The organism is Nocardia sichangensis (genome assembly GCF_047200615.1).
Classification (GTDB): Bacteria; Actinomycetota; Actinomycetes; order Mycobacteriales; family Mycobacteriaceae; genus Nocardia; species Nocardia sichangensis.
Genome location: NZ_JBJZOK010000005.1, coordinates 255,401 through 272,043, shown reverse-complemented (window position 1 = coordinate 272,043; position 16,643 = coordinate 255,401). Strand labels below are relative to the sequence as shown.

Genomic DNA, 16,643 nt, shown 5'->3' with positions numbered 1-16,643 from the left:
CACAAACCTTGTGGCTGCAACGGGCCCGCCCGCACCGAAGATTTCGACGGTGCGGGCGGCCCGTGTAACCGGATCGGTGCGACACCGCTTCGTCAGCCCAGCAGCGCCGGGTGTTCGCCCTCGGCGATCTGCTGAGCGGTGGCATATGCGAGGTGCAGGAAATCGGCGCCTGCCAAGGCGGCCGCGGCGTCGGTCAGCACGCGCGTCATCCGCGGCGCGAAAACGTATCCGATGGTCAAACCGGTGATCGCCCATACGTCGAAACAGAACGGGCAGCTGAGCAACTCACCGATGCTGCGCCCGATGCCGTCGGTCGCCTTCGGCTCCTCGGCCACCTCTCCGGGCCCACCGTCAGCTGCGGCCGGTCGCGTGAACGCTGCGCGTACCGGAGCCGTCACCGCGGCCTTCGTCCCCAAGCGGGACAGCTTGTGCGTGGCGAACGCGGTGACCACCAGATCACGGATGGTCATATCGCGCGGAAGCTTGCGACCTGTCGCGTTTCCGAGCAGTGCGACCGCCGCCACTACAGTCGCGTAGGCAACCATCGTCGCGGCATAGCCACCCACGTGACGAGAGTTGTCGGTCACCGCGGGAATTCCGCGGGCATATCGTGAACGATCAGAAGCGCGCGTCGCATCACAGCCTCCTCTTGGCACCCTGATGAATCTCTTCCGGCCTACCCTGGCCGCGGCCCGGCAAACCGCCGGGGGAGTCGGGGGAGGGGTCTGCGGTCCCTCCCCCGATCAGGAGAAGAGTGACGTGACTACGAGAGGTTGTTCCTGCGGCGAGCTGTCATCCCTGCGTGCCACATGGTGTGGCGGTGCGCGTGGAGCAGATGCTCGCTGGTGCTCGCAGGCGCCTGGTACAGGGGGCGACCGCCTCGCCGCGGAACCGGTTTCTCAGTGGAATGCTGGCATCACCTCCTTCTTCCGAATTCCGTCACTGTGCGGTGGCGGTTGTGCGGAGGACCGCGTTCGGTGGCAGGCCCCGCTTCGGGGTGCCACCCGTGCGTCCCGAGCGTGTCCCGGCCGGGACGGGGGCTCGAGGCGCGCCGCGGTCCCGGCGCCGGGATGGACGGGTGCGCCCGCCCGCGTAACCGGGCCCCTGCCTCGCACAGGATCGCGTCCACCTCGGCGAACAATCGTTCGAGGTCGGGATCCAGCAGCCAGGCGTCGCACTCGTCGAGTGACCGCGGACGTACAGCCGAATCGGGCATGACGACGTCTCCCGTCCCGGGTTCAGGCGTCGATCGCCTTGTGCCCGTTGCCCCGAGCGACCTCGATCTTGCGCGGCTCGGGCCGGTCTGCCAGCGGGATCGTCAGACGGAGCACGCCATCGGCGTAGTCGGCGCGGACCTGGTCGACGTCGAGGTCGTCGCCGAGGAGCAGTTGGCGGCTGAACTCGCCGCGAGGCCGCTCGGTGGCCACCATCTCGCGACCGGCGTCGAGTTCCGGCCTGCGCGCGCGAACGGTTACGACGTCGCGCTCGACGTTCAGGTCGAGAGAATCCCGATCGATGCCGGGCGCGTCGATCTCGACGACAAACTGGTCGCCCTCACGCCAGGCGTCCATGGGCAGGACCGCCGGGTGGGCCGCTGTGCCGAACACCTGCTGCGTCCAACGTTCCAAATCGCGGAACGGGTCAGTGCGCATCAGCATGGTCGTCACCTCCAACTCACTCTATTCTGCATAGAACGAATCAGATAAGTTGTGCCATTGGACACAGATTTCTTATAGCACTGATTTGAGTGTCGCGCAAGTACCCAGTCGAGAAACCCGGCAGATAGCCAGTTCCCGCCCGTTGTCGCACATCCGCAGGCGCGGCTCTGCGCCATTCCCGTCGGCGTGTCCGGCGTGTGGGGCCCGGAGCCGAAGCCGCCACCGTCCACCCCATGTCGGCCGAACGCGTGGCCGGCGCAACGCACGATGTGATGCGGCGCTGCGACGGTCCTGCCTTGCGGACCTGGGGCCGACGGCCGGCGAAGAATGTGTCGCCCTCGCCCCGCCGGTCCGAGTCGATGTACCGCCCTGATGCGGATCAGCTCGCGGCTCGGTCCGGGAAGCGGAGTACGAGACCCGCGTCCCAGGCGCGGTCGATGATGTCGGCGATATCGATGTCGCGTATGCCGCCGAACGCGGGGCCGGCGAACAGTTCGTCGATGTAGCGCAGGATGTGCTCGGCCACCGTGGATTCGACCCGGCCGACGCCTCCGGCGAGTCGGGATGTGAGGTCGCGAGCGCGCATCCTGATGGTGAGGTCTTCGGCGTGGACCTCGTCGGTCCGGAGGAAGAGTCCGCAGGGTTCGCGGGGAATCAACGCGAGCCGGATCAGTACGCGGGCCGCGCCGATGTATCGCAGCGTTCGACCGGGCAGGCGGACGCGCAGGCGCAGCAGGATAGGCACCGCGATCGTCATATCCCAGGGTCCGCAGTCGCATCGCACGGCGTGTACGGGTCCGGCTTCGGCGATCGCGGTGGCGCGCACGAGTCCGTTCAAAGCTACCGGCACCGGCCCGATCTCGATGCGCTCACCCACGATCCGCGCGACGACGTCGGCGATTCGTTCCGGAGTTGCCGCGGCACGTAACACCCTGTCGGCGAAGTCCCTGCGCGACAGAACGTTTGCCGGCGCGCTGCCGGGTGCCGTGTCGTGATGTTCGGCCATGTCGCTACCTCCGTCGTGCGCGGTGACCGGAAGACGGGTGGATACACCGCAGGTACGTGGCATCTACCCCGTCGGCGCGATCTCAATCGAGCGAGCCGCCGCACCGGCTACGGCGGCTGACCAGCCGGTGCCCGATCGTTTGGGCATGTGCGAAGGGGGTACGGTCCGAACACATTTGCTCGCTCCGCCGACACACAGGTAGGCAAGTGGCCTGGGCGGATCACATCGGCGCGAGACGGGCCGCTACCACCGAGGAATACCGGCCGAAGTATCGAAGGGCGTGATCACGACCATGGACGACCATGTACCGACTGTCGGTGTCGAAGAGGAATTCCTGCTGACCGACCCCGAAACCGGCGCCCCCGCACCGGCCAACATCCGAGTTGCCGAAGCGGCGAAGAAGGCGGACATCGATCTGCAGTTGGAGCTGACCAGCTGTCAGGTGGAAACCAGTAGCGGGGTGCATTCCGATATCGGCGACCTGCTCACGGAATTGCGCACACTGCGTAGGACCGTCGCCGAATGCGCGGCCGCCAATGACGCTCGGCTCCTCGCTGTCGCGGTGCCCCCGACCGTGCCCGAAGGGTTCCCGGTCACCGATACACCTCGATATCGGCGGATCGCCGACAGCTTCGGCATGATCGCCCATGAACAAGGGCTGTCCGGATGCCATGTGCATGTCGGTGTGCCCGATCGCGAGACCGCGATACTGGTCGGCAATCACGTGCGTCCATGGTTGCCGGTCTTCCTCGCGTTGACCGCCAATTCGGCGATCTACCGTGGCAGCGAGACGGGATACGCGAGTTGGCGCAGCATTCTGTGGCGGCGCTGGCCCAGTGCGGGACCGCCACCGTACTTCGCCTCCGTCGAGGACTACGACGCGATCGTCGCGACAATGCTCGCCAGCGGCAGCATTCTCGACAACAAGATGGTGTACTGGGACATCCGGCCCTCGGAATCGTTCCCTACCGTCGAAGTGCGGGTCAGCGACGTACCCGCCACCGTGGAGGAAGCCGCGCTGCTCGCCGCCTTGATCAGGGCCACCGTCACCATGGGGGTGCGGGCGATCGAACAGGGTGAACCCGCCCCGCCCGTCCCTGCCGAAGTACTTCGCGCCGCCTACTGGAACGCCGCGCAGTCGGGTCTGGACGGCGACGGACTCGATCCCGTCGAAGGGCGAGTGGTTCCACACCGAGATTTGCTGGACGAACTCGTCGCGCACATCGAGCCCGCGCTGCGGGACTTCGGTGACCAAACCTTCGTCACCGAAGCGATCGCCGACCTCGGCAAGCGTGGCAACGGCGCCCGACGCCAGCTCGAAGCGCTGCGTAAGCGTCATGAGATCGGCGACGTGGTCGATGAACTGGCACACGCGACCCTGGAAGGGTGCGCCTGACGACGCTGATCGCGGATCGCCCCAGAGCCGCTAGCGCAGAACGGATTCGAACAAGGGCCAGCTGTTGTGCAGGTCGTGCTGCCAGTAGCCCCAGGAATGGGTGCCGCTGGGCCGCAGATCGAAGGTGGCGGGGACGCCGAGTTCTGCGAAGCGGTCGCGCAGTGACCTGGTGCAGCGGTCGGAGATGGCTTCGAGCATGCCGCCGATGGCCAACTGGTCCGCCATCTTCGCGGGGTTGCCGTCGATTCCCGTGCTGTGCGGTTGGTCCAGCGGGCCCGCCTGCCCGTTTCCGGCGGCCACGTAGATCGTCGTGCCGCGCAGCCGATCCGCGTGCACGTAAGGATCGTTGGCCGCCCAGGCCGGATCGCCCGGCGGTCCCCACATGTTCGCCACCGTGCCGCCTTCCGCGGTGACGATCGTGGCCACCATGGCCTGTCCGGCGGGGTCGCTGGTGCGCACGCAGCCGCTGTAGGAACCGATCGCCTTGTACAAACCCGGTGCGGCCATGGCCAACTGGAACACCGAGGTGCCCGTCATCGAGACTCCGGCGATGGCGTTGGCGCCGGTGCCGCCGAAGGTGGCGTCGATGATCGGGGGAAGCTCGCGGGTGAGGAACGTGGTCCAGCGCGGCCGGCCGAGAACCGGGTCGTCGGCGCGCCAGTCGGTGAAGTAGCTGCCCGCGCCGCCGACCGGCACCACCACGGTCACCTGCCGGTCGGCGAAGAATCGGTCGACGTCGGTCCGGTCGGTCCAGCCGTCGCCCGCGGTGCCGCCGTCGATGCCGTTGAGCAGATACAGCACCGGAGCCGGACGGGACGGGTCCGGGCGTGGCAGCACGATGACCGATACCGATGCGCCCATCGCGGGGGAGAAGACGGTCAGCTCGACGGCTCGCCCGTGTGCGGGTCGCATCGCGGGTGGCTCGGCGACCGCCGGGCTTCCGGAGCAGATCAACATCAGCAGTGCGAAGAGCATTGCGCGCCGGACTGTTCCGCGTGAGTCGCGGCACAGTCGAGGGAACGCCATGCGCTCGACGCTAGGTTCCGCCGCACCGGGATCGCAATGGTCGCGCGCCCGGTTTGGGAAATACGGCAAAGAGTCGACGAATCGAATTGGTAGGAAACACAGGATCACTCGAAAATCCGGCGGGTGGGCCGCCCGATGTTATTGACTGCGAATTCGAGCCCTCCTACCCGGGGCCAGGAGTCGACATGCCCGGATATTCGCATCGAACAGGCGCGGTACTCGCCGCGGTCCTCATTTTCACCTGCGTGATGATCGGCGCACAGCCGGTGGTCCGCGCCGATCCATCGCGACCCGTCGCGGCGGACGGCTCGCGAATAGCGGAAACCCGGGTCGAATCCGACCGGCAATCCGAACTCGAGGTGTACTCGGCGGCGATGAACAGCGCTACGCGAATTCGGGTGCTGCGCGCGGCCGATCCGGACACACCGGCGCCGACCTTCTATCTCCTCAACGGCGCCAACGGCGGTTCGGAGGGGAATTGGCTCGACGGCACCGATCTCGTCGACTTCTTTCGCGACAAGCAGGTGAACGTCGTGATCCCGTTCGGCGGTGCGGGAAGCTACTTCACCGACTGGCGCAGCGACGACCCGGTCCTCGGCAGGCAGCGCTGGTCGACCTTCCTCACCGAAGAGCTGCCACCGCTCATCGACGCCACCTTCCACGGCACCGGGACGAACGCCATCGCGGGCATCTCGATGGCAGGCACGTCGGTGTTCCAGTTGGCCATGGCCGCACCGGGTTTGTACAAGGCGATCGGTTCCTACAGCGGTTGCGTGCGCACCAGCGACCCCGCGGGGCAGGCGGTGGTTCAGGCGGTGGTCACGCAGCAGCGTGGCACCGTCGTCAACATGTGGGGGCCGCCGACCGATCCCGCATGGCGCGCCAACGATCCGTACCTGCACGCGGACCGGCTGCGCGGCACCGCCATCTACGTTTCCACCGGTACCGGGCTGCCCGGCCCGAAGGACGACTTCGAGGGCGCGCACGGCGACCTCGCGCACCTGCTCTACCAGCTGGTATTCGGGGCACCGTTGGAGGCGGTGGCGAACCTGTGCACGCACCAGTTGCAGGACCGGTTGCGTCAGCTGGGTGTCGCCGCGACCTTCGACTTCCGGCCCAACGGCACCCACTCCTGGGGTTACTGGCATCAGGACCTGCGCAATTCGTGGCCGATGATCGAAGCGGCGATCCGATGACCCGCAAAGAGGCCGCGGTGGCACTCGGATCGTTCGGGGCGTGCCTGATCTCGGTCTTCATGCAGATGATCGATGTGACGATCGTCAACACCGCCCTCCCGGTCGTCACCGCGGAGCTGCGGGCGTCACGGTCCGAGCAGTTGTGGGTGGTGGCCGGGTACTCTCTGGCGTTCGCCTGCGTGCTGCTCACCGCCGCTCGCGTCGGTGCGATCGTCGGCCGCCGCCGGATGTTCCTGTGGTCGGCGGTGGCCTTCACGGTGGCCTCGGTGTGGTGCGGGATGTCCACCACCGCGATGGAACTGGTGCTCGCCCGGATCGTCCAAGGCGTGGCGGGCGCGGGGATGGCGGCGCAGACCATCGCCATCATCACCGCGAGTTTCCGCCGTGAGCATCATCAGTACGCCTTCGCCGCGTACGGCGCGACAGCGGGCTTCGCGGGAATGCTCGGCCCGATCCTGGGCGGCGCGCTGATCACCCTTGATCCGTTCGGGCTCGGCTGGCACGCGATCTTCCTGATGAATCTGCCGTTGGGTGTGGTGGCGATCGCGCTGGCCGCGGGCTACCTGCGATCGGGCCCGGCGAGGGATCGGGAGCCATTGGATCTGCGCGGGGCCGTGGTGGCCACCGCGGCGCTGTTCGGGCTGCTGTTCGCGCTGTCGGACAGTCAACAGGCGGGCTGGCGGGCCCTGCACGGGGTGTACATCGCGGCCGCGGTGGCGCTCGGCGCGGTGTTCGTGGCACACGAGCGCGCGACGCGCCGCCGAGGCGGCCGCGCGCTGGTGCGGCTGGACCTCTTTGCCGACCGGGGATTCGCGATCGGATCGGCACTGGTGGCGATCTTCTTCGGCCTGTTCACCGCGTTCGTGTTCACCGTCTCGATCCTGTTGCAGGACGTGCTGCGGTTCTCCGCGCTGCGTACCGGGATCGCCATGACGCCGTTCGCTCTCGGTGCGGGCGCGGGTGCGCTGCTGTCACCGATCTTGATGCGCCGCTGGGGGACTCGAGCGCTGGCCGGCGGTATCGCCGTTTTCGGCGGCTGCGTCGCGGTGGGAGTGGGATACCTGTACGTAGGAGATGGCGCCGTGAACCTTCCGCTGGTGCTGGGTCCGACGTTTCTCGCGGGCCTCGGCGTCGGGGTCTTCGGCGTGCCGCTGCAACCGCTGATGCTGGCGGAATTGGACGAGCAGGCCATGGGCGAGGCGTCGGGCGTGCTGCCCACCATCGAGCAGATCGGCAATTCGGTCGGACTGGCGGTGCTCAGCGCGCTGTTCTTCCGCGCGCACACGCTGCCGGGCAGCATGATCATGCTCTCGGCCATCGCCGTCGCGGCTCTCGGCCTGGCCGCACTGGCGCTGGCGCTGCCGAACCGCGCGCGTGCGGCCACGAGTCCGTTCAGTTGGTCGATCGCGGGCTGACCGCGACAACTCGGCGAGGCTCGCCCCCGGTGTCGGCCGCGCTCCACGCTGGGGGTGCCCCGGCCGTTCGAGAACTACGGGTGTTCGGCGCCGTGGACGGATTCGGTGTGTGGCTCCTCGGGTTCCGGAGACGTTCGGTGCGGCCCGCCGCGCCGCAGCCAGGACGGAGCCCACCAGCAGGCGTCGCCGAGCAGGCGCATGGTCGCGGGCACCAGCAGCATCCGCAGGATCGTCGCGTCGATGAACAGCGCCGCGACCATGCCGTAGGCGATGTACTGCATCATGACCAGATCCGACAGCGCGAAGGCTCCCGTCACCACCAACAGGATCAGGGCGGCGGCGGTGACGATCCAGCCGGTGCGGGCGATGCCCGTGCGCACCGCCTCGGTGGTCGTCGCGCCCGCGGCCCGCGCCTCCACGATGCGGGCGAGCAGGAATACCTCGTAGTCCGTGGACAGCCCGTAGATCACGGCGACGATCAGCACCAGTACCAGCGCCATGATCGGCTGCGGGGTGAACTCCAGCAGCCGCGCGCCGTGACCCTGAACGAAGATCCAGGTCAGGATGCCGAGCGTGGAGCCGAGCCCGAGCAGATTCAGCAGCGCGGCCTTGAGCGGCAGCACCAGAGAGCCGAAGGCCAGCACCATCAGCACGGTGGTGACCAGGAAGACGAGCGCGATCATCAGCGGCATCCGGCGCAGCAGCGCGTCGACGCTGTCGCGCTGAACCGCGGGCTGCCCGCCGACCAGCACCGTCGTTCCCTTCGGCACCGGCATGGAACGCAGATAGTCGATGGTCGCGTTCGCGTCGTGGGCGTCCCGCAGCACGGTCGAAGTGGTGAAGACGCTCGGATGCGCCGGTCCCTGCACGGCGCGCGGGAACGGCGCGATGAGTCCGGGGGCTCGTCCGGCCTGCGCGACCACCGCGTCGATATCGGCGGTGTTGTGGGTGATCAGCACCAGATCGACCGGATTGATCTGCCGCAGCGGAAAGACTTGATCGAAGTGCTCTTGCGCCGTGCGGGCCGGATGTCGGGGCGGCAGGAAGCGCTCGGAGATGCCACCGAAGGCCACGTCGCGCACCGGGGCGATGAGCAGCACCAGGACGGCCACCACGGGAACCGCCACGGCCAGAGGTCGTTTCATCACCCATCCGGCGACGCGGCCCCACGGATTGTCCGCCTCTCGATCGCCGGCGCGGCGCGCGTGGAACCGGTTGAAACCCAACCAGTCCACGCGGCGGCCCAGCACGGCCAGCATGGCGGGCAGCAACGTGATCGAGATCAGCGCCGCCAGCGCCACCGTCACCATCGCACCGAGCGCGAACGAGCGCAGAAAGCCTTGCGGGAACAGCAGAATGGCGCCCGCGGCGACGACCACGATGGTCGCGGAGAACACCACGGTGCGTCCGGCGGTCGCGACCGTTCGCCGCACGGCCTCGGGCACCTCGCGGCCGTCGGCCAGTTCTTCGCGGAACCGGCTCACGATGAACAGACCGTAGTCGATGGCCAAGCCGAGGCCGACCATCGAGACCACCGGCGAGACGAAGGAGTTCACCTCGACGACGGTGGTCATGGCCCGAATGACCCCCCACGCACCCAGCACGGTCAGTCCGCCGACAATGAGCGGCAGCGCGGCCGCCACGACGCCGCCGAACAGGAAGAACAGCAGCACCGCCACGGCGGGAACGGCGAACAGTTCCATGCGACGCTGATCGTGGGCCATGGTGTCGTTGAGGGCGGCCGCGACGGGTTGCCCGCCCGCGACCTCCATGTCGATGCCAGGTATCCGGAACTGGTCGGCGACTTTTCGGTAGTTGCGCATGATCTCCGTGTCGTCGCTGCCGCGAATGGCGACGGAGGCGAAGGCGTAGTCGCGGGCTTCGGAGCCGAAGATGTCCGGTAGGTGCAGCCCGGTGTCGGTGGGCCAGTAGGTGGCGTTGATCTTGCCGATCCGGTCCGGAAAGCGTTGCGGCAGGCTGTTCAAGTGACCCACGACCGTCGCGGCGAAAGCGGGGTCATCGATCGTCTTGCCTGGCGGGGCGCGATACAACAAGAGCACATCGGCGATGTGGTCGTGGCCGAACGCCTCGTCTTTGAGCCGGACCGCCCGCGCGGATTCCGAAGTCGGATCGTTCCACCCGCTGACGCTGAGGTGCTCGTCCAACCCGAGGCCGTACGCACCGAGCGCGAGCAGTGCGGCGACGGCGAACCCGATGACGGTGAACCGCCGCCGGACGAGCGTATCGGTCCAGTGCGTGAACTCGGCGAACAATGCCGCCTCCTAACCGGTGACATCGTATTTCGGCGAGGCCGGGATCGGTTGAAACCTAGCAATACCAAGGCATTTCACCGGCAGACGATCCGGAATTTCGAGATGCCACAACTCGGTTCGCAAGCGGATTGTGAAGTCTCCCTGAGCCCACGACGGCCGGTGTGGCGGCCGTTACGCTGGGCCGGACGCCAAGTGTGCACAGGCTGATTCGTGAATCGCCGGAAAAAGAATGGCGATCGAACTGGATCCGACCCGGAGGATGTGCATGTCGGATATTGCAATTGTCGGCATCGGCTGCAGGTTTGCGGGGGGCATCGACTCGCCCGAAACCTTTTGGGAATTCGTCCTGGACAAACGGGACGGCGTGGTCGAAATGCCGGCCGATCGCTGGGATTACCGCCGCTACTACGATCCGGAACCGCGTACGCCGGGGCGCAGCTACACCAAGCGCGCGGCGTTCATGACGATCGACCCGTGGGAATTCGACCCGGACTTCTTCGGCATCTCCCCTCGCGAGGCGACCGTGCTCGATCCGCAACAGCGGCTGATGCTCGAGGTGACCTGGGAGGCGCTCGACGACGCCGGGATCGCGCGACGCGCGGCGGGCGGCTCGATCGGCGTCTACGTCGGCGGATTCGTGGTGGACCAGTCGGTGATCGGCGTGGTCGGCCCGGCTCTGTTCCACACCGACATGCACACCCCGGCCAGCGCGTCCTACACCATGCTGTCCAACCGGATCGCCTACGCGCTCAACCTGGTCGGACCCGCGCTCACGGTCGATACCGCGTGCTCGTCGTCGCTGGTCGCGTTTCATCTCGCCTGTCAGGCGCTGGAGAACGGCGACTGCGAGGTGGCGCTCGCGGGCGGCGTCAACGTGATGCTGCAACCGGAGACCTTCGTGCTGATGTGCAAGGGCGGTTTCCTGGCCGCGGACGGCCGCTGCAAGTCCTTCGACGCCTCGGCCGACGGCTACGGGCGGGGCGAGGGCGCGGGCATGGTGGCGCTGAAGAAGCTCGACGACGCGGTCCGCGACGGCGACCGGATCTACGCGGTGGTGAAGGCGACCGGTTCGAATCAGGACGGCCGCACCACCGCGATCACGGTGCCCAGCGCCGAAGCCCAAGAGGCACTGGCGCGTTCGGTGTGCGGCCGCGCTGGCCTCGCGCCGGAGACGATCACCTACGTCGAGGCGCACGGCACCGGCACGCTGGTCGGCGATCCGGTCGAGTTGCGCGCGCTCGGCCGAGTGTTCGGCGCGCCCGCGGGGCGCACGGGCTCACTGGGCGTCGGCTCCGTCAAGGCGACACTCGGGCACACCGAGGCCGCGGCCGGTATCGCGAGCGTGATCAAGGCGGCGCTGGCGATCCGGCATCGCACCATCCCGCCGCAGGGCTGGCTGGACCAACCCAATCCGGACATCCCGTTCGACGAGTTGGGATTGCACGTCCAACTCGAGGCGGAGCCGCTGCCCGCCGACGCCGAGCCGATGACGGTCGCGGTCAACGGTTTCGGCTACGGCGGCACCAACGCCCACACCATCCTGCAGGAGTTCCGGCCGACCGCCGCTGAACCTGTCTCGCCCCCGCGGCACTTCGGCGTCCTGCCGATCTCGGCGCGCAGCACCGGCGCGGCGCGGGCGCTGGCCGGTCGATTCGGCGATCTGATCGCCGCGGGCGCCGACCCGGAACAATTGGCCGAGGCCGCCTGGACGCGCATGGCGCACCATCAGTACCGCACGGGCGTGCTCCTCGACGACACCGCCGACCTCGTCCGCGATCTGCGCTCGTTCGCCGCGGGCGAGGGCCGCGACGCCGCGCGGACGATCGTGGCGCACACGGCCGAACCGGTGTTCGTGTTCTCCGGCATGGGTCCGCAGTGGTGGGGGATGGCACGCGAATCGCTCCGCAGCCGAGGTGTCTTCGCCGACACGGCCGAGGCGGTCGACGCCGAGTTCCGTTCGATCGCGGGCTGGTCGATCATCGAGGAGCTGCTGCGGCCCGAGCAGGAGTCCAGGGTCACCAGCACCGAGGTGGCGCAGCCGGCCAACTTCCTCGTGCAGGTGGCGCTGGCGCGGGAGCTGGCCGAGTACGGCATCCGGCCCGCGGCCGTGGTCGGGCACAGCGTGGGCGAGGTGTCGGCGGCCTACGTGAGCGGCATGCTGTCGCTGCGTGACGCGGTGCTGGTGGCCTACCACCGGGCCCGGTTGCAGGCGACGACCGCCGGATCGGGTGGCATGCTCGCGGTCGGGATGTCGCCCGAGCAGGCTCGCGAACTCGTCGGCGACGACCAGCGGGTGGATGTCGCCGCGATCAACAGTGCGAGTTCGCTGACCTTGTCCGGTGACGTCGACCGCCTCGACGAGATCGCCGAAAAGCTGACCGAAGACGGCATTTTCGCGCGCAGACTTCGCGTCGAGGTGCCGTACCACAGCCGGTTGATGGACCCCATCCTGGATGAACTGCGCGCGGCGCTGGCCGGGCTCACGCCGATGACGCCGACCGTGCCGCTGTACTCCTCGGTCACCGGCGAACAAGTTGTCGGCCCCGACTGGGACGCGGAGTACTGGTGCGCGAATGTGCGGCAGCCCGTCCGGTTCGCGGACGCGGTCGCGAAGCTGATCGGCGCGGACAGCCGGGTCTTCCTGGAGGTCGGCCCGCACCCGGTGCTCTCGGGCAACATCCGCGAAGCGCTGCTCGGCGCGGACGTCAACGGCACGACCGTGCCGACGCTGGATCGCAAGCAGCCGGATTCGGTGAGCATCCGCCGCACCCTCATCGGCCTCTACGGCGCGGGCGTGCTCGACCTGGACGAGCTGTTCCCGGCGCAGGCCACCCCGCACGTGCCGCTGCCGCGCTATCCGTGGCAACGGACCCGGCTGCACGCGGCGCTGCCGCTGTTCGAGCAGGCCCGGTTGGGCACCCCCGGCGCCTACGCCATGCTCGGTGATCCCGACGTCGAGGGCAGGCCGGACTGGCTGCTACAGGTCGGCACCGAGTTGCTGCCGTGGCTGGCCGATCATGTGGTGAACGGCGTCAAGATCATGCCGGGCGCGGCGTACCTGGATGCCGCCCTGAGCGCGACGGCCGCCCGTCTGGGCGTGGAACGCGTCGCGCTGGAACAGGTTCGGTTCGTGGCACCGCTGATCATGGGCGCGCCGGACGTGCCGCTGGTGGCGCTCACCGTCGAGGAGGCCAGCGGCCGGTTCATGATCCGATCGCGCTCGGCGACCGGGACGGCCTGGACGGTGCACGCGTTCGGCCGCACGCTGACCGGCAGCCACAAGCCGACGAAGGTCACGGTGCCCACCCTGGACGTCGGTCTCGACATCGACCTGCGGATGTTCTACAGCGGTCTGGCCGCGGCAGGACTGCAGTACGGACCGGCCTTCCGTCGCGTCACCTCCGTGCGCGTCGGCGCGGACGCGGTGGTGGCCACCGTCGACGGCGCCATCGCCGCGGATTCCGGACATCTCGCCCACCCCGCGGTGGTCGACGCCGCGATGCAGTCGGCGGCCCTGCTGTTCGCCGACGCCAGGATCGACGAGGGCACGCTGGTGCCGGTCGGTGTCGCGGCGGTGCGGCTGGTCGCGCCGCTGCCCGAGCGGATCACCGTGGTCGCGCGGCGCGATCCCCGGGCCCGGCTGCGCGCCGAGGTGGATCTGCTCGACGACGAAGGCAGCCTCGTGATGCGGTTGAGCGGCCTGCAGATCGGTGCGCTCGCGCCGGGCCAGGATCCGCTGCACCGGATGGTCGACTTCTACTACGCCGAGACGCTCGAACCGCGCGATGCCCTCGATCCCGCCGCGCTGCCGCGGGATTCGGTGTCCACGGTGATCGTCGCGCTGGGCGGCGACTGCCGAAGGGCGGGGCAGTTGGCGGCCGCGATCCCGGGCTCCCGGCTCTACGTGGCCGGGGTGGCGAGCCGCGAACTCGCCGCCGATCTGGCCGCGACCCTGGCCGCCGCCAAGGCGGAAGGCGCCGACCGGCTGCACGTCTGCGTGGTCGCGGGTGCCGTCGAGGACGATGTCGCCGATCTGTGGACACTGGAGCGGATCGCGGTCGCTCTCGACGAGTTCGTCCACCCGGAGGCCACCGAACAGGGGCCCCAGAGCGTCTTCGGTGACGGCTGGTGCCATGCCACGCTGGTGACCGAGGGCGCGTTCGCGCTGCCGGACAGCCCGATCCCGCCGAACTCGAATCATGCCGCGCTGGCCGGTGCGCGCCGGGTGCTGCTCAACGAGCAATCGGCGCTGCGCTGGCGGCTGATCGACGTGGAACCCGGCACCGAGATCGGCGAATTGCTCCGAGAACTGGCCGTGCCCGGCGCGTTCTGGAACGACAACCTCGACGAGGTGGTGCTGCGCGCGGGCACGCGCTGGGCGCCGCTGGTGACCAAGCCGCTGCAGGCGCGCCTGGACGCCCTCGACACCGCCGAACCCATGACCGACCCGGAAACCAACTTCGCGCTGGACTTGCCCCGGACCCGCCTGCTGTCGGCGTTGGCGTGGCGGCAGTGCCCGCGGCCACGACCCGGACCGGGACAGGTCGAGGTGCGGATGAAGATCATCGGTCTGAACTATAAGGATCCGCTCAAGGTCATCGGTCTGCTCGGTGAGCGCGAGTTGGCGCCCACCTATTTCGGCACCGTGCCCGGAATGGAGGGCGTCGGCGAGGTGGTGCGGGTCGGCGAGGAGATCACCGACCTCGCGGTGGGCGATCTGGTCGCGGTCGCCGCCAAGGGCATGATGCGGCGCTACGTCGTCGTCGACCGGCAACTGACCATCCCGCTGCCCGCCGACGCCGATCCCGCCTACTGCACCAGCACCATCGCCTTCGGCACGGCCGAGTACGCGCTGCTGGATCTGGCCCGGCTGGAACCGGGGGAGACGGTGCTGATCCACGGCGCCGCGGGCGGCGTCGGCACGGCCGCGATCCAGGTGGCCAAGGATCGTGGGGCACGCATCATCGGCACCGCCGGTACCGACGAGCGCCGCGCCCACGTGCTCGCCCTCGGTGCCGATCACGCGATCGACTCGCGCTCGCTCAACTTCGTCGACGACGTGCTCGAGCTGACCGGCGGCAAGGGCGTCGAGGTGGTGCTCAGCAGCGCGCCGGGTGAGATCCTGCGCCAGAACTTCAACGCCGTCGCGGAATTCGGGCGCATCGTAGAGGTCGGCAAGGCCGACATCTACACCGGCGGCCTGCTGGAGATGTCCAACTTCGACAAGAACCTGGCGTACTTCTCGATGGATCTGGACCGCCTGGTCGCCGTCGACGCGCAGCGGCTGGCTCGTTTGTTGCAGCGGGTCTACGAGAAGGTGCTCGCGGGCACCTACAAACCGTTGCCCTACCGGCTGTTCGAGACCGACGAGGTGGCCAGGGCGTTCGAGGAGACCATCCGCTCGACCGGTCTGTCCCGGATCGCGCTGCGCCTGGATTCACCCACTCCGGCGGTGCGGCCTTACCTACCGGATCTCGAGATCCGCAGCGCGGCGACCTATTTGGTCACCGGCGGATTCGGCGGGTTCGGGATGGCCATCGGGCGCTGGCTGGTGTTGCGCGGGGCGCGGCGGCTGGTACTGCTCGGCCGCGGCGGCGCGAGTACGGAGGAGGCACACCGCCAGCTCGAGGCGTGGCGCACCGTAGGCGTCGAGGTGATCGAGGAGCGGGCCGACGTCACCGACCCGGAGGCGGTCGCCGCGATCGTCGCGCGGTCCCACGGCGCCGAGCACCCGCTGCGCGGAGTGTTCCACGCGGCGGGCGCGGTGGCCGACAATCGCCTGGACGCGATGCGATTCGAGGAATTGGACAAGGTGTATCGCCCGAAGGTGCACGGTGCCCGGGTACTGCATCGAGCCGTGACCGACGCCGGGATCGGGTTGGACATGTTCGTGCTGTGCTCCTCGGGCGGCTCGATGTACGGCATCTACGGGCAGTACAACTACTGCGCGGCCAATGTGGCGGTGGAGTCGCTGGCCGAGGAATGGTCCCGGGCCGGCGAGCGGGCGCTGTGCGTCGGCTGGGGTCACCTGTCGGGCGCGACGGGCGGCATGGCCGCCGACGAGACGGCCCTGAAGTACCTCGATCTGGTCGGCTTCGATCCGATCGACATGGCCGACGCCACCGCCTATCTCGAGCAGACACTGCGCTTGGGCGTGGCCCGCGCGGCGATCATCCCGACCGACTGGGCCAAGCTGACCGGCACCTTCCCGCAGCTGACCCGCACGGGCCGCACCACCGCGCTCGCGCAGGCCTCCGCCAAGGACACCTCCGAGCTGGCTCGGCTGCGCGCGGAGGTGGCCGCGATCGAAGAGGGCAAGCGCGGGGCCTTCGTCGCCCGCAAGATGGCCGAGGAACTCGCCGTCGTCATGGGCGTGCCGGTCGAGTCCATCGACATGACCGTTCCGGTGCCAGAACTCGGGCTGGATTCGCTGATGGCGGTGGAACTCGGCGCGCGGGTCACCAAGACCCTCGGTATCGACCTGATGTCACTGCAGATGGGCCGTTCGTTCAGCCTGGAGCAGGCCGGACCGAAGGTGGCGGAACTGATCCTGGCCGCCGATTCCGGTCAGGCGCAGCCGGTCACGGATCCCATCGCGCCGACCGCTTCGAATGACGCTGCGGCCGAGCGCGTTCCGGCGCTGATGACGGCTGGGGCCAGGCCGTGACCGACC

General features: G+C 68.8%; 10 protein-coding genes. 4 read left to right on the top strand and 6 right to left on the bottom strand.

Annotation, left to right across the window (positions count from 1 at the left end):
- Positions 1–92 precede the first annotated feature (92 nt).
- From ACL03I_RS09735 to ACL03I_RS09720, 4 genes are all read right to left on the bottom strand, one after another.
- Positions 93–587 (bottom strand): DUF1360 domain-containing protein, encoded by a 495-nt coding sequence (locus tag ACL03I_RS09735; RefSeq protein ID WP_412805705.1) that lies wholly within the window; start codon positions 585–587, stop codon positions 93–95.
- A 329-nt stretch (positions 588–916) separates the two neighbouring features.
- The gene (locus ACL03I_RS09730) at positions 917–1,216 is read right to left on the bottom strand and encodes a hypothetical protein (RefSeq protein WP_412805704.1); all 300 of its coding nucleotides are present in this window, start codon (positions 1,214–1,216) and stop codon (positions 917–919) included.
- A gap of 22 nt (positions 1,217–1,238) precedes the next feature.
- Positions 1,239–1,658 carry an Hsp20/alpha crystallin family protein gene (locus tag ACL03I_RS09725; RefSeq protein WP_356961911.1) on the bottom strand — a complete coding sequence of 140 codons (420 nt, stop codon included), beginning with the start codon at positions 1,656–1,658 and terminating at the stop codon, positions 1,239–1,241.
- Between the two features lie 379 nt (positions 1,659–2,037).
- Positions 2,038–2,664: a hypothetical protein gene (locus ACL03I_RS09720; protein WP_412805703.1), complete on the bottom strand. Its 627-nt coding sequence runs from the start codon at positions 2,662–2,664 to the stop codon at positions 2,038–2,040.
- Positions 2,665–2,956: 292 nt separating this feature from the next.
- On the opposite strand from ACL03I_RS09720, the gene ACL03I_RS09715 reads away from it, so the two are divergent.
- Complete coding sequence (locus ACL03I_RS09715) at positions 2,957–4,060, top strand: glutamate--cysteine ligase 2 (protein WP_356962473.1); 1,104 nt, start codon at positions 2,957–2,959, stop codon at positions 4,058–4,060.
- Between the two features lie 30 nt (positions 4,061–4,090).
- Here ACL03I_RS09715 and ACL03I_RS09710 read toward each other — a convergent pair whose 3' ends face one another.
- Entirely contained in the window at positions 4,091–5,086 is a 996-nt protein-coding gene (locus ACL03I_RS09710; RefSeq protein WP_412805702.1) for an alpha/beta hydrolase, read from the bottom strand.
- Positions 5,087–5,271: 185 nt separating this feature from the next.
- Here ACL03I_RS09710 and ACL03I_RS09705 point away from each other — a divergent pair, with 185 nt between their 5' ends.
- The gene (locus ACL03I_RS09705; protein ID WP_355070945.1) at positions 5,272–6,282 is read left to right on the top strand and encodes an alpha/beta hydrolase; all 1,011 of its coding nucleotides are present in this window, start codon (positions 5,272–5,274) and stop codon (positions 6,280–6,282) included.
- Complete coding sequence (locus tag ACL03I_RS09700) at positions 6,252–7,697, top strand: MFS transporter (protein ID WP_355070947.1); 1,446 nt, start codon at positions 6,252–6,254, stop codon at positions 7,695–7,697. Before ACL03I_RS09705 ends, ACL03I_RS09700 begins: the two co-directional genes overlap by 31 nt.
- 74 nt (positions 7,698–7,771) lie before the next feature.
- On the opposite strand, the gene ACL03I_RS09695 is transcribed toward ACL03I_RS09700, so the two are convergent.
- Positions 7,772–9,970 (bottom strand): MMPL family transporter, encoded by a 2,199-nt coding sequence (locus ACL03I_RS09695; RefSeq protein ID WP_412805701.1) that lies wholly within the window; start codon positions 9,968–9,970, stop codon positions 7,772–7,774.
- Between the two features lie 265 nt (positions 9,971–10,235).
- Here ACL03I_RS09695 and ACL03I_RS09690 point away from each other — a divergent pair, with 265 nt between their 5' ends.
- Positions 10,236–16,637 (top strand): type I polyketide synthase, encoded by a 6,402-nt coding sequence (locus ACL03I_RS09690; RefSeq protein WP_412805700.1) that lies wholly within the window; start codon positions 10,236–10,238, stop codon positions 16,635–16,637.
- Positions 16,638–16,643: the final 6 nt, after the last annotated feature.